The organism is Candidatus Nanopelagicales bacterium, assembly GCA_041393815.1.
Classification (GTDB): Bacteria; Actinomycetota; Actinomycetes; order S36-B12; family JAWKJK01; genus JAWKJK01.
Window position 1 is genome coordinate 241,762 of the sequence record JAWKJK010000002.1, and the last position, 21,582, is coordinate 263,343.

Consider the following 21,582-nt stretch of genomic DNA (forward strand, 5'->3'; position numbering starts at 1 on the left):
GGCCGTGACCGAAAGCCCCATCCCCCCTACCACCGCGCCGGTCCCGCCGGGCGCGTCCCTGGACGGGCTGCGCCGCGCCGCCGCCGACTGCACGGCGTGCGAGCTGGCCGCCCAACCGGGCGTACGGACCGTGTTCTCCCGCGGGCCCGCGACCGCCCGCATCGCCCTGGTCGGCGAGCAGCCCGGCGACGTGGAGGACCGCGAGGGGCTGCCGTTCGTGGGGCCCGCCGGCAAGGTGCTCGACCGCGCGCTCGGCGACGCCGGGCTCGACCCGGCCGCGGTGTACGTCACCAACGCCGTCAAGCACTTCCGCTTCCGTCCCCCGGACCGCCCCGGCGGCCGGCGGATCCACGTCACCCCGGACCTCGAGCACCTCGAGGCCTGCCGACCCTGGCTGCGGGCGGAGCTGGCCATCGTCGACCCGGAGATCGTCGTGCTGCTCGGCGCCACGGCCTGCCGCTCGCTGCTGGGACCGCAGGTGCGGGTGATGCGCGACCGCGGCGTGTTGCGCCCGCGGCCGACCTGGCCCGACGAGCCGGCCCGGGTGGGGCTGGCCTGGTGGCTGGTGACCGTGCACCCGTCGTCGGTGCTGCGGGCCGACGACCAGGAGGCCGCGTACGCCGCGCTCGTCGCCGACCTCACGGTCGCGGCGCACGCCCTGGCCCTCTGAGCCGCCGCCCTACCCGACCCGCTTGACGAAGATGTCCTCCCCGTACTCGTTCCCGTCGCCGGGAGCGAGGTTGCGTGCGTTGGAGGTGAACAGGACGCGGGTCGCGTCCGGTGACCAGATCCCCGGCGCGGACTCGTAGGTGCTCGAGTTGGACTCGCCCTGGACGCCGGAGGCATTGGACGACACGAGTTGGACCCGTCCGGTCTTCAGGTCCTTCACGAAGACGTCCCGCAGCCCGTTCGTGTCGTTGGGGACGAGGTCCGAAGCCAGCGACGTCCAGGCGATCCGGATCCCGTCCGGCGCCCAGCCCGCCACGTAGTGGTCCTTGATCGACGGGCTGTCGTCCGACTTGGTGGAGACCAGGGCGAGCAGCCCCGTCGACACGTTCTTGACGAAGATGTCGACGCCGACGTTGATGTCACCGGCGACCAGGTCGTTGGCACCGGACTGGAACAGAACCCAGGTCCCGTCGGGCGACCACGACGCGATCTCGGAGCCACCACTGCCCTGCGCGCCGCCGGTCCCCGTGGACACCCGCGTGATCTGGCCCGAGGTCAGGTCCTTGACGAAGACGTCACTCGACCCGTTCGTGTCGCCGGGGACCAGAGTGGGCGACTCGGACTCGAAGACCACCTTGTCCGCACGCGGGGACAGCTGGGGCCGCAGCGAGCTGCCGCCGCTCGCGACCGTTCCGTCGCTGGCGCTGCTGGCGACGACGAAGTCCGAGCAGTACCCCAGGGTGCTGCTCGTCTCGATCACGAGGATGTCCCAGAAGCCGTTCCCGTCGTCGCACGGCCACGGTCCGGTCGCCGCGAACGCGATGCGGTTGCCGGTCCACACCGGGTGGCTGCACTCCGGTCCGAACCACTCGACCCTGCCGGTCTGCAGGTTCTTGCCGAACAGCCGCGCCCACGGGTGCACGTTCGGCATGAGCGAGTTCGACGAGGCGCAGAACAGCAGCCAGCTGCCATCGGGGGAGAACGCCAGGCCGGAGTGCGTGGACTCCAGACAGTCCCCCAGGTTGCCACTCGCGTCGCGGTCCACGGCGCTGATGGCTCCGGTGGCCAGCGTCTTGACGTACACGTGGGGGCACCCGTCGGCTACCCCGGGGACCAGGTTCGTGGCCGCCGAGATGAACGCGACCCGTGATCCGTCCGGGGACCAGGTCGCGCTGCCGGCCTCGGCGTTGCCGCCCCTGCCGGCCGCGTCGGCATTGACGCGGACGATGGCCCCGGCGGAGGTGGTGGGGCCCGTCGACGTGCTCCCGCCGGCGGAACCCCCGGAACCGCCGGTCCCCCCAGAACCGGCGGACCCGCCGCCCGCCGGGACGGGAACGGTCACCCGCACCACGGCACCACGGATCCCGGAGACGGAGACGACGATGCGCACGGGGGTCGTGACCGACGCCGGGAAGGCGCACCGGATGCGCGCCTGGGTCGCCGCCCTCGGCGGCCTCGGCACGAGCCCGACCACGCGACACGTCAGCGGACCGTCCTTGATCCTCAGCCGGCTCGGTGAGGTCACCCGCCAGGACTTCCGGAGCGACACCGTGACGGTGCTGGCCGTCGCGGCCGTCACGACCGCGGGAACGACCCGGGCGACGGACGACGACGTGCCCGCACCCGCGGGGACGGGCAGCCCCGTGAGGACGAGCGTGGCGGTGGCGACGATGGCGGCGGGGCGCGTGAGGTTCCACATGGTGGGCCGTCCTGTCCTGGAAGCGATCCGACGCCCCCGAAGGTCTCGCCCCCACCCACCCGGCGTCGTCGTCCACCTGCGCCACGTTGGGCGGCGCGACCGCGATGCGTCTCAGCCGGTCATCGCGGCGACGGCGGACAGCCGGTCGGGAGCGCCCAGCTTCGTCCGGGCGTTCTCGACCAGCCGCCGGACCGTGGGTCGCCCCACCCCCAGGCGACGGGCGATGTCCGTGTACGTCGCTCCTCGCGCCACCAGGTCGAGCACCATCCGCTCGCGCTCGGTGAGCAGGCCGGATCGGTCGGGCGCCCTGCGCGCGGCGCGCGGAACCCCGGCCAGACGCAGCGAGCGGTGGACCCGGGCGAGCAGTGGGGCCATGGCCGCCTCGGACGCCGCCTCCTCGACCCGCAGCAGTGCGTCGACGGCTCCCGGGTCCCCGACCAGCCGGCGCGCCTCGGCAGCCCCCCAGCGGGCCCGCAGCGCCAGGCCGAACGACCGCTGCAGTGCCGCATCGGCCACCGCCTCGAGCTCCGCCGCTGCCCGGGCCGGATCCTCGGCGAGACCCGTCACGGCCCAGGCCTCCCGCACCAGCAACCGGTCGATCCGGGTCGGGCTGGCGTCGCGCGGCGGGGTCACCGCCTGCCCGAGGTCGTGCTGCGCCCACGCGCGCAGCGGCTGGAGATGTCCCCTGACGTACGTGAGCGCGTACTCGTCGACGTCACCCCGCAACGCCGCGTCGGCCACCTCCACGGTCAGGGCGGGCCGACCGGCCGCCAGGTGGGCCCAGGCGTGCAGGAGGTAGAGGCCAGCGTCGCCGGCGTCGACCACCGCAGGCGGGAGCGCGGGCAGGAGGGCCTCGGCCGCCTCTACCAGCCCCAACTCGATCAGGCACAGCGCCCGGGTGTTGCGGGACTGGTCGAGGGTCAGCCGGTCGACCGCGGCGGACAGCACGGCGTCGACCTCCTCGAGCGCCTCGCGGAAGCACCCGCGGAACATGAGCAGGTTGGCCGCCATCGCACGGAACTGCGCCTGCCACTCCCCGAGCCCCAGCTGAGCGGCCAGCCCCGCCATCTCGTGGGCGAGCGTGAGACCCGCCTCCTGGTCCCCGTTCGACTCCTGCCAGGTGACCACGTTGTTGGAGGTCCGCATCAGTGCGTCGACGTCCCCCTCGTCGCGGGCCGCGTCGCGCCCCGCCGACCACTCGGCCAGACCCTCACCCTGTCGGATGTAGGCGAGGATGCCGGCGGCGTTGAGCAGGGCCGCGCGGCCCGGGCCCTCGCCCGTCAGAGCCAGCGCGCGCGCCAGCATCTCCTCGTGCTCGGGCCGCGGGCCGACCGACAGGGCCTCGCGGGTCACCAGCTCCCCGAGGAGCGCCGCCTCGACGGCGGTGCCGGTGCCCTCGACCACCGCCGTCCCGGCGCGAGCGGCGGCGACCGCCTCCTCCGCGGAGCCGAGGTGCCACAGGGCCCGGGCACGTGCCAGCGCGAGCCGGCCAGCGTCCTGCCGGGACAAGGCGCTGGGGTCCAGCCGGTCCGCGGCTTTCACCACCTCCCCGGGTCGACCCGCGGTCGACCAGGCCTCCAGCGCCCACAGCCACAGCGCCTCCCGCCGCTCGTCCTGGCAGGCGTCGGCCGCCAGCTGGAGCATGCGGGCCCGGTCGACCGGCTGGTCCGTGGCGCCGGCCGCCTCGAGGGCACGGGCGACGGCCGGCTCTGCATCGCCGGCGGCGGCCAGGTGGGCCGCGGCGGCGGCCGGGTCGTCGGTCGCCGCGGCCAACGTCCGGTGGACCTCCCGGACCTGTTCCGGATCCGCGGCGGCCACGACCGCGTCGGCGACGAGCGCATGGTGGATGCGGACCGCACCGTCCTCGGTCCGAGTCGCGATGCCGGCACGCACCAGCGCGTCGGTGTTGTCGTCCGGGGGGAGCGGCCGGTCCGCCAGGGCGAGACCCAGAGCGCACGTCGCCAGGCGCCCGGGCAGGCTCTCCACCGCCGGCACCAGCCCGCGGCCCATCGGCGCCGTCGGATCCCCGCACAGGAACTCCACCAGCAGCGGGAGCCCCCCGGCCCGCTGCACCACCCGTTCCACGTCGGTCGGCACCAGACCGGGGGCCAGCGACGTGGCCAGCCGCGCCACCTCGGCGTCGGGGAGCGATGCCACGGGAAGGGCGTCGATCCCCGACTCGGTCAGCCGAGCGACGGGACCGTGCACGACCGAGCCTCCACCTGGCGGCTCGTCGTCCGGTCGGGCCGCCAGCAGCAGCGTCACCCGGCCGGAGAGGGCGCACAGCACCGCCAGGGTGCCCTCGTCGACGAGGTGGACGTCGTCGACGACGAGCACACCCGGCCCGACCACGCGCTCCACCCGGGCGGCGACCGCTTCCACGTCCCCGACCAGGGACACGTCAGGCAGAGCCCGGCCCAGGACCCGGTACTCGCTCCAGCGCAGGGTCTCCTGGCCGCTCGTGACATACCTGGCCCGACCGGTCGCTGCGGCGGCCGCGCGCAGCAGGGCGGTCTTGCCCACCCCGCCCTCGCCGACCAGGACCACCGAGCGGTCATCGGTCAGCCGGCCGATCATCAACGCGAGATCCGCGTCCCGACCCACGAGGCTCACCTGACGGCGGGGGGCGGGTGCTCCTCCTCCGGTCCCCACGCCAGCCGACCTCAACGCCGCCACGGCCTCGGCGGTGCTGCGGACGCCCAGGATCCGCCGTGCCGCGGCCACCCGGCGGTCGGCCGTCCGTCGAGAGACGTGCTCCAGCCGGGCCGCCTCCCCGAGGGTCCGGCCGGCGGCGAGGTGCTGGAGAAGTGCCACCGCGTCGGCCGGCAGGTCGTCGACCGGCCGCGGCTGTGGGTGGTTCACGAACTCGACCTCGCCGGTGCGCCGCAGCTCGGCGACGAGCAGGCCGAGGATGTCGTCCGCGACGTCGTCGCCGTCGAGGCACGCCGCGACCCGCTCCCCCCGGCTCGCCGCCTCCACCGCGGTGGCCACGTCCGCGGTGTCCCGGACCGCGACCACGACCGCATCCGGGAAGGCCTGGGCAGCCAGGTCCGGCGCCCAGTGCGACAGCAGGACGTGCTCCACCCGGCCCCCGATCCCCGCGTCCGGCAACGCCAGACACACACGGTAGCCCGGCGGCTACGGGACGGGGTGGCGCGCGTCGTAGCGGACGAAGGACGGGATCGCGAACGCCAGCGCCACCGCGAGCACCGCGCTGGCCAGCCCGCCACTCACCACGGCCACGGTCTCCCCCAGCAGCACCGCGACCGCGCCGGCCTCCACGTCGCCCAGCCGGGGCCCGCCCGCGACGACGACGGTGAACACCCCCTGCAGGCGGCCGCGGTACTCGTCCGGCGTCGCCGCCTGCAGGATCGTCGTACGGAACACCGCGCTGACCGAGTCCGCGCCGCCGGCGACGGCCAGCAGCAGCAGCGCCAGCGGCAGCCACCGGACCAGCCCGAACGCCGCGATCGCCAACCCCCACACCACGATCGAGACGACCACGGCCAGGCCTTGCCGGCGGACCCGGCCCAGCGGCCCGGACAGCGCGCCCGCCACCACCGCTCCGACGGCCGGCGCCGCCGAGAGCAGGCCCACGACGGTCGCCACCTCGCGGGCCGTGCCGCCGTACCACATGGCCGCGATCGCGGGGAACAGCGCGCGGGGCATCCCGAAGACCATCGCGACGATGTCCTCGTAGAAGGACATCTGCAGGTTCTTCTTGCCGCGCAGGAACTTCAGCCCCTCGACCACGGACGCCAGCCCGGCGCGGCGCACCGGGCCCGTCGGCGGCAGCGCGGGAAGCCGCCACATCGCCAGCAGCATCGCGGCGAACGCCACCACGTCGACCGCGTACGGCACCGCGACGCTGCCGGTCACCCCGATGAGCAGGCCGCCCAGCAGCGGTCCGAGGGTGAAGCCCAGGTTCCAGGTGATGACGCCGAGTGCGTTGGCCGCCGGCAGCAGGGGCTCGGGCACCAACCGGGGGATGATCGCCTGCCGCGCCGGGTTGCCCACGGCGAAGAAGGCGGACTGGACCGCCACCACCGCGTACAGCAGCGCCACGTTGTCCCAGCCGGCGAGCGCCTGGACCAGGAACGCCACCGAGCACACCCACAGCCCGGCGGCGGTGAGCAGCCCCACCAGTCGTCGGTCGTGCGCGTCGGACAGCGCGCCACCGTAGAGCCCGAACGCGACCAGCGGGACCAGCTGGAACAGCCCGACCAGGCCGACCGACCATGACGACCCGGTGATGGCGTACACCTGGATGCCGACCGCGACCGCGGTCATCTGGTGGCCGACGTTGCTGACCCCCAGCGCCAGCCACAGCCGGCGGTAGGCCGGACTGACGCGCAACGGCGTCAGGTCGGCGAACAGGCGGGCCACGGCGGCAGCCTGCCCGACCCGCCCCCGCCCGCGGACCCGGGGCTACGGCGACAGCCGCTCCACCACCCAGCCGGAGGGGTCGTCCATGGCCGGCACCCGGTCCGGGTCGACCCGCCGGTAGCGCAGCCGATCGTGCAGGCGGGACTCGCGGCCCTGCCAGAACTCCACCGTCACCGGGTGGACCACATAGCCGCCCCACACCTCCGGCAGCGGCACGTCCGTGCCCTCCGGGTAGCGCTCCCGCAGCTCGGCCACCCGCTGCTCCAGCACTGCCCGCGACCCGATCACCCGGGACTGGTCGCTCGCCGCGGCGCCGATCTGGTGCCCGTGCGGGCGGGAGCCGAAGTACGCCGCCACCTCGCCGCGGGTGACCGGCTCGGCCTCCCCGACCACGACGACCTGCCGGTGCAGCGGCAGCCAGGCGAAGACCAGCGACGCCCGGGGGTTGTCCTCGAGGTCCCGGCCCTTGCGGGACGCCAGGTTGCTGTAGAAGGCGAACCCCCGCGGACCCACGTCCTTGCACAGCACCGTGCGCGCGCTGACGTCACCGTCGAGCGTGGCGGTGGCCACCGTCATCGCGTTCGGCTCGGGCAGCCCGGCCGCCACGGCGTCGGCGAACCAGGCCTGGAACTGGCCCAGCGGGTCCGGGGCGAGCGCCGACTCGTCCAGCGTGCGGTCGCCGTACGACACCCGCATCGCCGCCAGGGCATCGGACTCGGTCCCGCGCCGTACGTCTCCCACCCCCTGATGACACCAGATCCGGCCCCGGGCTGCGCGCCGTCCCCCGCTGTGGGTTGAATACCCGGGGGCCGCTCACGAGGCGGCCCGTACCGGGTCGCGCGACGGGCGCGGCCCCAGGAGCAGGGAGCGGCCCGTATGCCCGACTTCGTCCCCGGCCTCGAGGGCGTCATCGCGTTCGAGACCGAGATCGCCGAGCCGGACAAGGAAGGCAGCGCGCTGCGCTACCGCGGCGTCGACATCGAGGACCTGGTCGGCCGGGTGTCCTTCGGCAACGTGTGGGGCCTGCTCGTCGACAACGAGTTCGGCCCCGGCCTCCCCCCGGCCGAGCCTTTCCCCATCCCGGTCCACTCCGGCGACGTACGGGTCGACGTGCAGTCCGCGATCGCGATGCTCGCCCCGGCCTGGGGGCTGCAGCCGCTGCTCGACATCGACGACGAGGAGGCCCGCGAGGACCTCGCCCACGTGTCGGTCATGGCGATGTCCTTCGTCGCCCAGTCCGCCCGCGGCCTGGGCCTGCCGATGGTGCCGCAGAGCCGGATCGACGAGGCCAAGACGATCGTCGAGCGGTTCATGGTCCGCTGGCGCGGCGAGCCGGACCCGCGGCACGTGCAGGCCGTCGACGCCTACTTCGTGTCCGCCGCCGAGCACGGCATGAACGCCTCCACCTTCACCGCCCGCGTCATCGCCTCGACCGGTGCGGACGTGGCTGCGTCGCTGTCCGGTGCGGTCGGCGCCCTGAGCGGACCGCTGCACGGCGGTGCCCCGTCCCGGGTGCTCGGGATGATCGACGAGATCGAGCGCACCGGCGACCCGCGCGGCTACGTCAAGGGCGTGCTCGACCGGGGCGAGCGGCTGATGGGCTTCGGCCACCGCGTCTACCGCGCCGAGGACCCCCGCGCCCGCGTGCTGCGGCAGACGGCCCGCCAGCTCGACGCGCCGCGGTACGAGGTCGCCGAGGCGCTCGAGACCGCCGCCCTCACCGAGCTGCGCGAGCGCCGTCCGGACCGCGTGCTCGAGACGAACGTGGAGTTCTGGGCGGCCATCGTGCTCGACTTCGCCGAGGTGCCGCCGCACATGTTCACCTCGATGTTCACCTGCGCCCGGCTGGCCGGGTGGAGCGCGCACATCCTGGAGCAGAAGAAGACCGGCCGGCTGATCCGGCCGTCCGCCCGGTACGTGGGCCCCGGGCCCCGCCGGCCGGAGCAGGTCCCCGGCTGGGACGCGGAGGTCGTGGCCCCGTCCGGGTACTTCCAGGAGGGGCTCGCGCACCGCGAGTAGACCCGCGCGACGACGCGGCCGGCTCGGTCCGCACCGTGGTGACGCCCGTCTCACGCTGCGGACCGGGTCGACACCCGGCCTCGGCCGGCGCCTACCCTGCGGCCGTGGCTGACATCGACCCGAGCGGCATCGACCCGACCAGCATCGTCATCCCTGCCGACCTGCGTCCCGCGGACGGCCGGTTCGGCTCCGGGCCCTCCAAGGTCCGCCCGGCGCAGGTGGACGCCCTGCGCGAGGTGGCGACCACCTACCTGGGGACGTCGCACCGGCAGAAGACGGTGAAGTCGCAGGTGGGCCGGCTGCGGGCCGGGCTGGCCTCGCTGTTCTCCCTGCCCGACGGGTACGAGGTAGTGCTGTCCAACGGCGGGTCCACCGCGTTCTGGGACGTGGCGACGTTCGGGTTGATCGAGGACCGCGCCCAGTTCCTCACCTTCGGCGAGTTCGGGTCCAAGTTCGCCAAGGCCGCGAAGGACGCGCCGCACCTCGGCGACCCGACGGTCATCAGCTCCGACCCCGGCGACGCGCCGGACTTCCGCGTCGAGGCCGGCATCGACCTGTACGCCAGCCCGCACAACGAGACCTCCACCGGTGTCGCGATCACCCCGACCCGGGTGGCCGGTGCCGACGACGGCGCCCTGATGGCGTTCGACGCGACGTCCGGCGCCGGCGGCCTGCCGGTCGACCCCGAGCAGTTCGACGTCTACTACTTCGCCCCGCAGAAGTCGTTCGGCTCCGACGGCGGGCTCTGGTTCGCCCTGATGTCCCCCGCCGCGATCGAGCGGGCGGCGCGAGTGAAGGCGAGCGACCGCTGGATGCCGGCGTTCCTGGACCTGCAGACGGCGATCGACAACTCCCGCCTGGACCAGACGTACAACACCCCCGCGCTGGCCACGATCTACCTGATGGCCGAGCAGGTCGACTGGTTCAACGCCCAGGGCGGGCTGGACTGGTGCGTGGCGCGCACCGGCGAGTCCAGCCGGATCCTCTACACCTGGGCCGGGCAGTCGACCTACGCCACGCCGTACGTGACCGACCCGGCGAAGCGCTCCCCGGTCGTGGGCACGATCGACCTGGACGACACGATCGACGCCACGGCCGTCGCGAAGGCGCTGCGCGCCAACGGGATCGTGGACACCGAGCCCTACCGCAAGCTGGGCCGCAACCAGCTGCGGATCGCGATGTTCCCGGCCGTCGACCCCCAGGACGTGCTCGCGCTCACCACCTGCATCGACTTCGTCGTCGACGCGCTGGCCTGACCGTGGACGGACCGGTCGTCGTCCCGCAACGCGACCGTCCGACCTGGATCTCCTACGCCCAGCTCGCGGCGTACGGCTGGTTCCTCTACGCGTTCGGGCCGTCGCTGGTCCTGCTGCGCGACGAGCAGGGGACGTCGCGTGCCGTGTCCTCGCTGCACGGGACGATGCTGGCCGTCGGCGCGGTGGCGGCCGGCCTGCTGGTGGCCCGGCTGGTGGCCTGGATCGGCCGTGGAGCGGTGCTGCGGGTCGGCACGCTCGCCCTGGTCGCCGGGATGCTCGGCTACACCGCGGGCGGCGGGCTGCCGGTCACGCTCGGGTCGATGCTGGTGGCCGGCGTCGGCGCCTCGCTGCTGCTGGCCGCGGTCAACGCCTTCATCGCCGAGCACCAGGGCCGCGCGGCGCCGGTGTCCCTGAGCGAGGGCAACGCGGGCGCGGCGTTCTTCGGCCTGATGGGGCCGCTCGTCGTGGGTGTCGGGGTGGCGTTCGCCACCTGGGGCTGGCGCATCGGGCTGTGGGTCGCGGCCCTGGCGTTCCTGGTGATCGAGGTGGTCCGGGGGCGCGACCTGCGGGTGTTCGACGGCACCAGCGGGCACCCCGAGGGCGAGCCCGGGCACGACCCGGGCGGCCGGATGCCCGCGCTGTTCTGGTGGTCGTGGCTCACGCTGGTCCTGCTGATCGGCGTGGAGTTCTGCCTGACCCTGTGGGGCTCGGACCTGCTGCGCAGCCGCGGCGGGCTGGGGCCCGCGGCCTCCGCGGCCGCACTGGCGGCGATCGTCGGGGGCATGGCGATCGGCCGCTTCGCCGGGTCGCGGGTGCTGGAGCGGGCCGACCCCGAGCGGCTGCTCGCCGGCGCGATCCTGCTGGCCGGGGCCGGCTTCGCGCTCACCTGGGTCGTGCCTGCGGCGGTGCCCATGGTCGCGGGGCTGTTCGTCGCCGGCCTGGGCGTGGGCCTGCACTTCCCGCTGGGCATCACGCGCGCGATCCGGGCCTCCGGCGGTCGCTCCGACCGGGCCTCCGGGCTGGGGTCGGTCGGTGCCGGGATCGCGACGGGCGGGGCGCCGTTCGTACTGGGGGCTCTGGCCGACGGGGTCGGCGTGCACCTGGCCTTCCTGGTCGTCCCCGCCCTGCTCGCCGGTGCGCTGGTGCTGCTGCTCGCGCGCCCCGTCCCCGCGTGACAACCGTCGCAACACCTGCCCGACGGGTCGCTCCGCGGCCGCCGCTCAGGTAGCAGCCAGTCAGGTCCGCAGCCGCCAGGTGGCCAGCGCGACCAGTCCGACCGCCCCGGCGGCCAGCGCCGCGCCCCACAGCACCCGGTTCGGGTCGTCGGCGGCGGCCGCGGCGGAGGCGGCCGACGGGCTCGTACCGGGCGCGGGCTCCGACGGGTCGGTCCCGGCGGGCGACGCATCGACGGGTTCCCCGGTCGACGGGGCCGCGGTGCCCGACCCGCCCTCAGGACCGGACCCCGCGGACCCGGTCCAGGCCTCCTCCGGCAGCGGTACCCGCAGCAGCCGGTCGTCCATCTCGCCCGCCACCAGCAGGGCCCGGCCGTCCGCGGCCCACGCGACCGCCTCCCCGCGCGGCTGCACCGGCAGCTCGATCCGGGCGAGCTCCCGGCCGGGCGGCAGCCCCTCGTAGACGCGGGCGTCGAGGTAGTCGCGCAGGACGTACCTCGAGGCGTCCGGCGCGACGGCGCCGTCGGTGACCAGGCCGCCCTCGTCGCCGAGCCGCTCGGCCGTCATCACCTCGTCGCGGACCAGCGGGATCGGCAGCCGCCACAGGCCGCCGGTGGCCAGCTGCTTGGTCACGACCCACAACCGCTGGCGGTACGGGTCGGCCAGCAGCGCCTCGGCGTTGTGCGCCCCGTCGGCGTAGGTGAACTCGTACGTGGCCGAGCCGACCGTGGCGTCGACCAGCTCCTTCGGCTCACGGACGCGGTGGATGCGGACGGTGTCCCAGGCGTCGAGGTTGTCGCCGATGTCGCCGACCCACAGCACCGGACGTCCCTTCGCGTCGACCCCGGACGCGATGCCCTCGAGGTCGCGGGCCTCGATGCCGTCCACGGTGAGGCGGGCCAGCGTCTGGCAGGTGGTGCCGTCGACGGCATACAGGTACGGACCCCCGGAGGAGTCGTTGTGCAGCCACAGCACGCCGGGGTGGAGCAGCGACGGCGCCATCCCGCTGATCTCGGTCAGCCGCTCGTCGTCGAACCGGCACACGACGGTGACGTCCTCGGCGGCTGCGGGCGGAGCGACGGCGGCTGCGGCCGGAGCGGCCACCGCCACGGCCGCCAGCAGCAGCGCGGCAGCCCTACGTGGACGCATCGGCGGCCTCCAGCTCGTCCGCGAGCAGCACTGCCAGCCGCGGCGTGACGCCCCACTCGCCCACCAGGACGCGGTAGTCGGCCCACGCGCGGTCGTCCGCCGCCGCCCCGGTGCGGTGCGCGCGGATCATCACGTTGCGCGGCGTGTGCTCGGTGCCGACGAACTCGACCACGTCTACCCGGTGCCCGAGCAGGCGCAGCAGGTGGGCGCGCAGTGCGTCGGTCAGGACGTCGCCGAACCGCTCGCGCAGGATCCCGTGCCGGGTGAGGACCTCATACGGGGCCGGAGCGGTCCCCGCGCGCAGCTGCCGCTGGAGGTCGTGGTGGCAGCAGGGGGCGACCAGCAGCAGCCGCGCCCCGCACCGGACGCCGCGGGCCACGGCGTCGTCGGTCGCGGTGTCGCAGGCGTGCAGGGCGAGCACGACGTCGGCGTCGTCGTCGGCGCTGCCCGGCCGAGGGGTCGGGAATGCGAACTCCGCGGTCGCGATGGGGGCGGTGACGAACGAGACGGTCCCGGCGAGCCCGAGGTCCTCCGCCAGCGCGGCGTTGCGGCGGCGGGCCTGCTCCTTGACGTCGACCCCGATGACCTGCGCCGGGAGCCCGCGGGCGGCGAGGTGGGCCACCGCGGCGAAGGTGAGGTACGCGTTGCCGCAGCCGAGGTCGACCACGCGCAGCGGACGGTCGGCTGTCGGTCGGTCCACGCGGCCCGACTCCAGCGCGTCCTGCAGCGCGGCATCCAACAGCCGGACGAACTCCTCCACCTGGCGGTACTTGTCCTGCCGGCGCGGTCGCACCCGGCCGTCCGCGTCGGTGATGCCGAGGGCGTGCAGGTACGGCTCGCCCGGGTCGATCAGCCGGGGCTTGTCCCGGTCGTGCGCCCGCGTCGGCGCCGGCAGGTCGACCCGGGCGGCGCGGTGGACCTGCGCCTCGCCGCGCTTGGTCACCCGGACCTGCAGGGTGCGGTCGACGGTGTCCACGTGCCAGTTCCCGAACGGCTCGGCCAGCAGCGCGTCGACCGCCTGCGCCGCGCCCTGCGGCCCGGGGTCGGCCCAGTCGTGGTTGCCGGTGAACGCCTGGGTGGCGTCGTACGCCGTCACCTGCAGCCGCGGCCCGGACGCCAGGTCCACCGGACGCAACTCGGCCCGCCGCCAGCGCGGCCCGGGCTGTCCCCGCCGGCGTCCGGCGGCGACCGCGCGGACCAGGCGGGCGGGGTCGAGCAGTGCGGCACGGACCTCGGCCAGCGCCTCCGGCAGGGGCTGCGTCATCAGCGCACGAGCGCCGCGACGACGACGGCCACCAGCAGGACCGCGAGGGCGCCGAGGGTCACCAGGCGACGGGTCCGCGGGTCCACGACGGAAGCCTAGGCGGCGCCCACGGTCGTCGGCCGCCCCCGACCCGCCGGGCGCCCGCGTCGCCCTCCGTCGCCGCGCCCCCCGGGCGCTCGCCTGCGCCGTTGTGGTGCCGGTTGCGCGAGCTGTAGCTCGCGCAACCGGCACCACAACGATCCGCGGACGGGGCGGGGGCGAGCGGCTCGCTCAGGTCGTCGGGTCCGCCCGGCCCAGGGGGAGCACGGCGACGTCGTCGTACCGGGGCTGCGGGCCGGTGGTGGAGCGCACCAGCGCCAGGGACGCCACCGACCAGGGCGGTCCCTCGTACGACGCCAGCGCCCGGGCCAGCGGCCGCGGGTCGGGCCGGCCCGACCGCATCCGGGCCAGCGTCACGTGCGGGCGCCAGGCCCGCTCCTCGACCGCGAACCCGCTCCGGCGCAGGGCCCCCTGCACGGACCGCGCCAGCCCCGCCAGGGCCGCCAGTCCCGACGGTCCGGCGGGGGTCCCGGCACCGGCGGGGGTCCCGGCACCGGCAGCATCGACCGGCCCGGACGCGTCGGCGTCCCGCACGCCGACCCAGAGCATGCCGCGACCGAACGTCCCCGCGCCGGCCAGCCGTACCGGCGGCGTGGGCCGGTGCCGGACCGCCGTGCGGGCCAGCCGGTCGCGCGCCTGCTCGCACCGCTCGTCCGCCAGCTCACCCAGGAACGCGACGGTGAGGTGCCAGCGGGACGGGGGCTGCCAGCGGACGCCGCGGGCGTCGTCGGCAGCGCGCACCGGGTCCAGCGCCGCGTCGAGGTGGGCCACCGCCTCCGGCGGGGGCCAGACCGCCACGAACAGCCGCACCCGCCGATCCTGCCCCAGCCGCTGCGGGGTCCGCGCGCGGGCTAACCTGCTCGCCGTGCCCGACACCGAGCCGAGCGGCCCCGATCGGACGCACGCCGAGCAGATGGACGCCGGGCCGACCGGCCCGACGCAGCGCGGCGTCGGCCCCCGGAACGCCGAGCGATCCGACGCGGGACCCTCCGACGCCGAACCCTCCGACGCCGAACCCTCCGACATCGAGCCGCTCGACGTCGACGGCGTGGGCGCGATCGCCGTCGGCACGGTGCTGTGGTCGGTGGCGTTCGTGGTCCTGCTGGTGCTGCGGGACCGCCTGGCCGAGGCCGGGACCGAGTGGTGGCTGTGGGTGTGCGCGGCCGGCGCCCTGCTCGGGCTGCCGGGGCTGTGGATCGTGACCCGCCGCCGCGCGGCCTACCGGCGGGCCGGCCGACGCGGCTGAGCGGGGACGCCCCGGTCCGCGCGCGGCAGACCAGCGCGCGGGATCAGGAGTGGCCGAGGTCGAGCACGTCGTAGCCGACGTGGTCCACGACAGCCCCGCTGGCCTCGGCCAGACCGGGGGCGCCGCCGGGCTCGGAGTACCCGCCGCAGCCGTGGTCCAGTGCCACCGCCCGGCCGTCGGAGGGTGACAGCCGGTTGGCGCAGATCCCGAAGGCCTGGCCGGCGGGGCCGCCGATGGTGAGCAGGAAGCCGCAGCTGGCGCACCGCCCGGGGGCCGCCTGCGCGATCGGGGCCCGCGGGCCGGCGTCGCCGTCGTACCAGCGGTCCAGCGCCTCGTCTCGGCCCAGCGCGGACAGCACCCGCGGCCGCCCGAGCCCGATCTCCCACTGGGTGGGGCGCAGCGGCGCGTCGGTGCCCTCGCCGTACAGGTCGTCCTCGCCGCTGAAGCCGGGCGCCAGCCGCGGGTCGCCGGGGTCGGCCGGCAGCACGTCGCCCACGCCGAGATCACCGGGCTGCACCCGCTCGCTCCACGGCACCCAGGCAGGGGCCAGCAGGCTGTCGGCCCCGGGGACCAGGACGACCTCGTCGACGGTCACGTGCCGGGCCCGGGAGGCACGGGCCACGGTCACCGACCAGTGCCAGCCCCGGTAGCCCGGCTGCAGGCACTCGAACAGGTGGGTGACCACGCGGTCCGCGTCCGGCTCGGCCGCGACGCCGACGTGCTCGCCGACGCCACCGGCGGGCGCCTCCTCCTCGGCCGCGGCGCGCGCGAGGTCCACGGCGGCGGCGCAGGCGGCGTCGGGCGCGGCGGTCTTGCGACGGGCGGTGGCGGCGGTCACCGGACGATTGTGGCCCACGACGGGGGTGCCGCGTGCACGGGGCGGTCGACCGCCGGTGCCGGGCCGCCGCCGGGTCGGGTCGGCGACCCGGTCGCGGCGGCCACCGGGTCGGGTCGGCGGGCTGGCCAGCGGTAGCCTTCGAGCGGACATCGACCCCGCGCAGATCCGGAGCCCCGCATGACCCGCGCCCGTCACGTCACGCTGGCCGCCACGCTGGTCGTCGCCGGTCTCGGGCTGGCGGCGTGCGAGAAGCCGGCGCCGTCGGTGTCGGTGTTCTCCGGGACGACGACGCAGCACCGCGAGGCCCTGTGCTGGTCCTTCGACTCCGACTCGCTGGCCCCGGGGTCATGCGCGCAGGACCTGGTCACCAAGGCGCTCGAGGGGGACGGCGTCGCGACGATCCCGGTGGTCCCGGGCGAGACGATCGGGATCAGCGTGGACACCGTGGTGGCCGAGGCCGGCTGGACGCCGGTGATCGGCGGCCAGAAGCTGGTGCAGACGCCGCTGGAGGGGACGTACTACCGGTTCGTCTACCCCGACCTGCAGGAGGTCCCGGCCGACGGGCTGTCGCTGCAGGTCGTGGCCGGCCGCGACACCAAGACCCGCGGGGTCTGGGTGTTCCGGCTCGCCCCGGCGAACGCCTGACCCGCACCGTCCCGCCCCACCCACTGGTGGAACCTCCGACCAGCCGCTCGACGCCCCGAGGCGGTCGTACGTTCCACCGGGGGTGACGGGAGTGACGGCGCGTCCGGGTGTCGCCCGGGGCCCGGGGCCCGGAGAAAGAGGCGGCGTCAGACGTCGAGGTCGTCGGCGACGGCGCGCAGCACCGCGGCGATCTTGTGCGCGTGGTTGTCGTCGGGGTAGCGGCCCCGGCGCAGCTGGTTGGACAGCCCGTCGAGCAGCTTGATCAGGTCCTCGACGAGGACGGCCATGTCGTCCGCCGGCTTGCGGCTGGCCTTGACGACGGAGGGGGCGGCGTCGAGCACGGTCACCGACAGCGCCTGCTTGCCGCGCCGGCCCTCGGCCACGCCGAAGTCGATCCGGGTGCCCGGCTTGATCGTCGTCATGCCCTCGGGGAGCGACGAGGCGTGCAGGAAGACGTCCTCACCCTCGTCGGACGCGACGAACCCGAACCCCTTGTCGGAGTCGAACCACTTCACCTTGCCGGTCGGCACCGTCGCACCCCTGTCCTCGTCGTACGGATGCCGCTCGTAGACCGGCGGCACCAGGCCCACGAACGGCCGCCACCGGTACGAAGCGGCGTCCCAGGCTAACGGCGCGCCCCGCGGGAGCCCAAAGCGGTTCCCGTGGGACCCCCGCGACGCCGACCGGCATACCCTGGCGGGCGTGACCGGCTCCCCCGCCCGCCCCGGCGACCGCACGCTGCGCGTCGGGATCGTCCTCACCGTGGTCGGGCTGGTGTTCACGCTGGTCGCGATGGTCCCGCTGGTGGTGCCGTCGGTACGGCTGCCCGGCGCGTTCTGGTTCCTCGCCATGCTCACCGGCGTCGGCCTGCTGGTGGTCCTGGCCGGGCTGCTGCGCGCCGCCCGGGCCCGCGGCCGCGCGGTGACCGCCGCGGTCGAGACCGTCGCCGCCCCGGAGATTCCTCAGCGGTAGCGGTCGGGCTCGTCGAGGAGCTCGTTCATCGCCCCGGACCGGAAGCCCCGGGGGTCCACCTCCACCGCACCGAACCCGGCGGAGCGCACCGCCTCGGCGACGGCCGGGCTGGCCGCTGCCGCCGCGACCGCCGACGGGGTGACCTCGACCCGCGCGGCCTCCCCCAGGTCACGCACCCGCACGTCCGGGCTGACGATCCCCTCGGCCGCCAGCGCCGCCCGGACGGCGCGCTCGGCGACGTCGACGCGCCGCAGCCGCGACGGCGTGACCTGCAGCCCGTAGGCGATCCGCGACGACAGGCAGGCCGCCTGCGGCTTGTCCCAGGTCGGCAGCCCCCAGACGCGTGAGGCCGTACGCACCTGGGCCTTGCTGAGCCCGGCGTCGGCCAGCGGGGTCGCGGCACCGCGCTCGGCGGCGGCCCGGATGCCCGGCCGGAAGCCCGCGACCACGTCGTCGGCGTTCGTCCCCGTCGCCACCGCCGCCAGCCCGAGCTCCCCGGCCAGCGGCGTCAGCACCTCCAGGAGCTCGGCCTTGCAGAAGTAGCAGCGGTCGCCGGCGTTGGCCCGGTAGCCCTCCCGGTCCAGCTCGTGCGTGACGGGGGTGACCAGCCGCACGCCCAGGCCGGCCGCGAACGCGCGCGCCCCGGCCAGCTCGCCGGCGGGCAGCGAGTCGCTGATCGCGGTAGCTGCGGCCACCCGGTCGGCCCCCAGCGCACGGACCGCCGCCGCCAGCAGCAGCGCGGAGTCGGCTCCGCCGCTGAACGCCACCAGCACCGACCCCAGGGCCCGCAGCCGACGCTCCAGGTCGGCCAACCGGTGGTCGAGCACCGCGCCGGACAGCCAGGCGGGGAAGCCGTCGAGGTCCGGCAGCACGACGTCTGCGCCCGCCTCGGCCAGCACGTCCGCAGAGGTGGGCCCGGTGGGGACAACGACCGCGAGAGCGCCGGCGACGGCCGCCGCGCGCACGTCACCGGCGTGGTCACCGACGTACGCGAACGCGCCCCGCTCCCGCAGCACGGCCCCCTTGGCCTCCGCGAACAGCTCGCCGACCACCTCGTCCGGCGCCAGGCCCGCAACCCGGCAGGCCTCCCACGCGTGCTCGGCCTTCTTCGCGGTGACCACGACCGTACGGCCGCCGAGGGCGCGCACCGCCGACAGCGCCTGCGCGGCACCGGGCAACGGGACCGTGGCGGGGATCCCGTACCGGGCGTAGTGCGCCCGGTACTCCGCCAGCAGCGACGCGTAGTCCAGGTCCGACAGCCACCGCGGGAACACCAGGTCCAGCGGCAGCCCGACCGTGGCCCGGACCTCCGCGTCGGACGCCTCGACACCGTGGGCGGCCAGCACGTGGCGGATCGCCGCCACGATGCCGTCGGCGGAGTCCACCAGCGTCATGTCGAGGTCGAACCCGACGACGAGCGGCACCGTCAGCGGCGCCGGGGCCGGTCCCTGCCGCGCGGTCGTCACGGGCGCGAGCGTACGTCCCGCCCGGACCCCGCCGCCGTCCCCTCCTCATCGCGACACCGGTCGCGGGCGCCGGGAGCCTCGGACGCAGGGCACGCGACCTGAGCACGCGGGGGCGCCTTCGCCATCCTCGCCGGCCTGCTCGACCGGCGCCCGGTCACCGGCTCACTGGACCCCACCGACTTGGGTCCGGACCCGGGACGCCGTAGCGTCGTGCGGATGGCCGGGCGCACCGACACCGACGCCGCCGGCGCCCCCGGGCGCGCGGCGGTCCGCAGCCTGGCCGACGACCTTCGCCGACGCGACGACGACGCGCTGCGGACGCTGCTGGAGCTGCGGCCGGACCTGCTGCACCCGGTCCCCGCGGACCTGGTGCAACTGGCGTTGCGAGCCACCACCGCGACCTCGGTCGTCGCCGCCCTGGACCGGCTGGACCGCTGGACCCTGCAGGTCGCGGAGGTGCTGGCGGTGCTGGACGAGCCGGCGTCCGCGACCGAGGTGCACGCCGCGTTCGCCGACCCCGACGGGTCCCTCGCGCAGCCGGTGGCCGAGGCGCTGCAGCGCCTGCGCGCGCGGGGCCTGGTGTGGCTCGACGGGGGCGACGACCCCGGATCCGAGGACGGCGAGGCGGACGTCGCGGACGGCGGGCTGCGGCTGGTACGCACCGCGCGCGATGCACTCGGCCCCTACCCGTGCGGCCTCGGCCCGCCCGGCGCTCCCGCCCACCCCAGGCTGGCCGCCTACGCGGCCGACCCGTCCCGGCTGGACGCGGCACTCGCCGACGCCCCCGAGGCCGCGCTGCGGGCGCTGCACTCACTGGCAGCGGGTCCCCCGGTCGGCTCCGTGGCGGGTGCGGACCGGCCGGTCAGCGAGGCCAGCGCGCGGACCCCGGTCGAGTGGCTGCTGGCCCGCGACCTGCTGCTGCCACGCGGCCCGGACAGCGTGGTGCTGCCGCGCGAGGTGGGCCGGGCGCTCCGCCGCGGCGTACTGGTCGCAGATCCCGCCCACCCACCCCGCCGACCGACCGCGACGGGCCACACCGACCCGGCCCGGGCCGACAGCACCGCCGGGCAGCAGGCGCTGCGCACCGTCACCGCGGTGGCTGCCCTGCTCGACTCCTGGGCCGTGGCCCCGCCGCCGGTGCTGCGCACCCGCGGGCTGGCCGTCCGCGACCTGACCGCGACCGCCCGTGACCTGGACGTCGACGAGCCGACCGCCGCGCTGTGGGTGGAGACCGCGTACGCCGCCGGCCTGCTCGCCGGGGACGACGAGGCCGACGAGTCCTGGGTCCCGACCGCGACGTACGACGTCTGGCAGGCCCTGGAGCTGCCCGAGCGCTGGGCGGTGCTGGCCCGGGCCTGGCTGCACGGCGTCCGGGTCCCGGGGCTGGTGGGCGGTCGCGACGCGAGGGACGTGCGCATCAACGCGCTGTCGGAGGCGGCCGGCCGGCCGCGGGCCGCCGCGGTCCGCGCGGCGACGCTGGAGGTGCTGGCCGAGCTCGGGCCCGGCGCGTCCGCGGACGCCGACGAGGTCCGCGCGGTGCTGGACCACCGGGTGCCCCGCCAGGCGTCCCGGCTGCGGCACGACCTGGTGGGGTGGACCCTCGCGGAGGCGGAGGTCCTCGGCGTCACCGGCGCCGGTGCGCTGTCCGCCCCCGGCCGCGCCCTGCTGGAGGCGTCCCGAGCGCCTGCGGCCACCGCGCCGGGGGCACGTCCCGCGACCGGTCGCGGGACGCGTCGCCACGCGACCTGGTTCGACCCCGACGCCGCGACCGCCATGGCCCCGCTGCTGCCGGACCCCGTCGACCACGTGCTGCTGCAGGCCGACCTCACCGCGGTGGCGCCCGGTCCGCTGGAGCCGTCCCTGGCACGGGAGCTGGCGCTGCTCGCGGAGGTCGAGTCGACCGGCGGCGCCACAGTCTACCGGATCGGCGAGTCCTCCGTCCGCCGCGCGCTGGACGCCGGGCGGGACGCCGCGGGCATCGTGGACTTCCTCGAGCGGCACTCCCGCACCCCCGTCCCGCAGGCCCTGCGCTACCTGGTGCAGGACACCGCCCGCCGGCACGGCAGCGTGCGGGTCGGGACGGCCTCGTCGTACGTCCGCAGCGACGACGAGACGGCCCTCACCCTGGCGCTCACCGACCGGCGCGCGGCGTCCCTCGGCCTGGTCCGGCTCGCGCCGACGGTGCTCGCGGCCGCGGCCCCGGTCGACGAGGTGCTGCACACCCTGCGCTCCATCGGGCTCGCCCCGGTCGCGGAGGCGCCGGACGGGGCGGTCGTGCTGCGCCGGCCGGAGGAGCGGCGGACCGAGCCGCGGCCCGAGCCGACGGCGACCGTCGGCCCCCCTCCCGCGAGCCCGACCCTGGTGTCGGCCGCCGTGCGCGCGCTGCGCGCCGGGGACCGGGCCGCCACGGCACCGCGCGGGCAGGTCGTCACAGGCCCGGCCGGCTCCGGGCACGTCCCCCGCACGTCCACCGCCACCACGCTGGAGGCGCTGCGGGCGGCGGTCGAGGCCGAGGCCCCGCTGTGGCTGGGCTACGCGGACTCCGGCGGCGCCGCCAGCGAGCGGGTGGTCGAGCCGCTGCGGCTGGCCGGCGGGTTCCTCACCGCGTACGACCACCGGGCCGACGAGGTGCGCACGTTCGCGGTCGCCCGGATCACCGGGGTCGCGCCGCTGGACGCCTGACGAGGACCGACCCGCGGGCT

17 protein-coding genes and 1 pseudogene are annotated in these 21,582 nt (G+C 76.1%); 8 read left to right on the forward strand and 10 right to left on the reverse strand.

What is annotated here, in order from left to right; translation table 11 throughout:
- Nucleotides 1–4: 4 nt before the first annotated feature.
- Nucleotides 5–670 carry a UdgX family uracil-DNA binding protein gene (locus R2737_06615; GenBank protein MEZ5115923.1) on the forward strand — a complete coding sequence of 222 codons (666 nt, stop codon included), beginning with the start codon at nt 5–7 and terminating at the stop codon, nt 668–670.
- 9 nt (nt 671–679) lie between these two features.
- Here the strand turns inward: R2737_06615 and R2737_06620 are convergent, their stop codons facing one another.
- The 4 genes from R2737_06620 to pdxH form a co-directional block, all read right to left on the reverse strand.
- Nucleotides 680–2,368: a hypothetical protein gene (locus R2737_06620; protein MEZ5115924.1), complete on the reverse strand. Its 1,689-nt coding sequence runs from the start codon at nt 2,366–2,368 to the stop codon at nt 680–682.
- Nucleotides 2,369–2,479: 111 nt separating this feature from the next.
- Nucleotides 2,480–5,452, reverse strand: a complete 2,973-nt coding sequence (locus R2737_06625; protein MEZ5115925.1) for a helix-turn-helix transcriptional regulator — start codon at nt 5,450–5,452, stop codon at nt 2,480–2,482.
- A 54-nt stretch (nt 5,453–5,506) separates the two neighbouring features.
- Nucleotides 5,507–6,754, reverse strand: coding sequence for an MFS transporter (locus R2737_06630; GenBank protein ID MEZ5115926.1), 1,248 nt, complete (start codon nt 6,752–6,754; stop codon nt 5,507–5,509).
- A gap of 42 nt (nt 6,755–6,796) precedes the next feature.
- Complete coding sequence (gene pdxH / locus R2737_06635) at nt 6,797–7,495, reverse strand: pyridoxamine 5'-phosphate oxidase (protein MEZ5115927.1); 699 nt, start codon at nt 7,493–7,495, stop codon at nt 6,797–6,799.
- Nucleotides 7,496–7,630: 135 nt separating this feature from the next.
- Here pdxH and R2737_06640 point away from each other — a divergent pair, with 135 nt between their 5' ends.
- The 3 genes from R2737_06640 to R2737_06650 all read left to right on the forward strand — a co-directional run bounded on the left by R2737_06640 (nt 7,631) and on the right by R2737_06650 (nt 11,204).
- On the forward strand, nt 7,631–8,773 hold the full coding sequence (locus R2737_06640; protein MEZ5115928.1) for a citrate synthase 2: 1,143 nt from the start codon (nt 7,631–7,633) through the stop codon (nt 8,771–8,773).
- A 104-nt stretch (nt 8,774–8,877) separates the two neighbouring features.
- Nucleotides 8,878–10,029, forward strand: coding sequence for a phosphoserine transaminase (serC, locus tag R2737_06645; protein MEZ5115929.1), 1,152 nt, complete (start codon nt 8,878–8,880; stop codon nt 10,027–10,029).
- Nucleotides 10,030–10,031: 2 nt separating this feature from the next.
- Nucleotides 10,032–11,204, forward strand: coding sequence for a hypothetical protein (locus R2737_06650; GenBank protein ID MEZ5115930.1), 1,173 nt, complete (start codon nt 10,032–10,034; stop codon nt 11,202–11,204).
- 60 nt (nt 11,205–11,264) lie between these two features.
- Here R2737_06650 and R2737_06655 read toward each other — a convergent pair whose 3' ends face one another.
- The 3 genes from R2737_06655 to R2737_06665 all read right to left on the reverse strand — a co-directional run bounded on the left by R2737_06655 (nt 11,265) and on the right by R2737_06665 (nt 14,523).
- On the reverse strand, nt 11,265–12,350 hold the full coding sequence (locus R2737_06655) for a hypothetical protein (protein MEZ5115931.1): 1,086 nt from the start codon (nt 12,348–12,350) through the stop codon (nt 11,265–11,267).
- A complete protein-coding gene (locus R2737_06660) occupies nt 12,337–13,614 on the reverse strand; it encodes an SAM-dependent methyltransferase (protein ID MEZ5115932.1) in 1,278 nt (425 codons plus the stop codon). Before R2737_06660 ends, R2737_06655 begins: the two co-directional genes overlap by 14 nt.
- Nucleotides 13,615–13,884: 270 nt before the next feature.
- Nucleotides 13,885–14,523, reverse strand: a complete 639-nt coding sequence (locus R2737_06665; protein MEZ5115933.1) for a 2'-5' RNA ligase family protein — start codon at nt 14,521–14,523, stop codon at nt 13,885–13,887.
- A gap of 55 nt (nt 14,524–14,578) precedes the next feature.
- Between R2737_06665 and R2737_06670 the strand changes: the two genes are divergently transcribed.
- The gene (locus R2737_06670; GenBank protein ID MEZ5115934.1) at nt 14,579–14,959 is read left to right on the forward strand and encodes a DUF2530 domain-containing protein; all 381 of its coding nucleotides are present in this window, start codon (nt 14,579–14,581) and stop codon (nt 14,957–14,959) included.
- Nucleotides 14,960–15,002: 43 nt separating this feature from the next.
- Here R2737_06670 and R2737_06675 read toward each other — a convergent pair whose 3' ends face one another.
- Nucleotides 15,003–15,797 (reverse strand): DUF3027 domain-containing protein, encoded by a 795-nt coding sequence (locus tag R2737_06675; protein ID MEZ5115935.1) that lies wholly within the window; start codon nt 15,795–15,797, stop codon nt 15,003–15,005.
- 177 nt (nt 15,798–15,974) lie between these two features.
- On the opposite strand from R2737_06675, the gene R2737_06680 reads away from it, so the two are divergent.
- Nucleotides 15,975–16,442 carry a hypothetical protein gene (locus R2737_06680; protein MEZ5115936.1) on the forward strand — a complete coding sequence of 156 codons (468 nt, stop codon included), beginning with the start codon at nt 15,975–15,977 and terminating at the stop codon, nt 16,440–16,442.
- A gap of 341 nt (nt 16,443–16,783) precedes the next feature.
- Here R2737_06680 and R2737_06685 read toward each other — a convergent pair.
- Nucleotides 16,784–16,972, reverse strand: a pseudogene (locus R2737_06685) (cold shock domain-containing protein).
- A 172-nt stretch (nt 16,973–17,144) separates the two neighbouring features.
- On the opposite strand from R2737_06685, the gene R2737_06690 reads away from it, so the two are divergent.
- A complete protein-coding gene (locus R2737_06690; protein ID MEZ5115937.1) occupies nt 17,145–17,414 on the forward strand; it encodes a hypothetical protein in 270 nt (89 codons plus the stop codon).
- On the opposite strand, the gene larE is transcribed toward R2737_06690, so the two are convergent.
- Nucleotides 17,405–18,880: an ATP-dependent sacrificial sulfur transferase LarE gene (gene larE / locus R2737_06695; protein ID MEZ5115938.1), complete on the reverse strand. Its 1,476-nt coding sequence runs from the start codon at nt 18,878–18,880 to the stop codon at nt 17,405–17,407. The genes R2737_06690 and larE overlap by 10 nt on opposite strands.
- Before the next feature lie 216 nt (nt 18,881–19,096).
- Here larE and R2737_06700 point away from each other — a divergent pair, with 216 nt between their 5' ends.
- Nucleotides 19,097–21,562 (forward strand): helicase C-terminal domain-containing protein, encoded by a 2,466-nt coding sequence (locus R2737_06700; protein ID MEZ5115939.1) that lies wholly within the window; start codon nt 19,097–19,099, stop codon nt 21,560–21,562.
- Nucleotides 21,563–21,582: the final 20 nt, after the last annotated feature.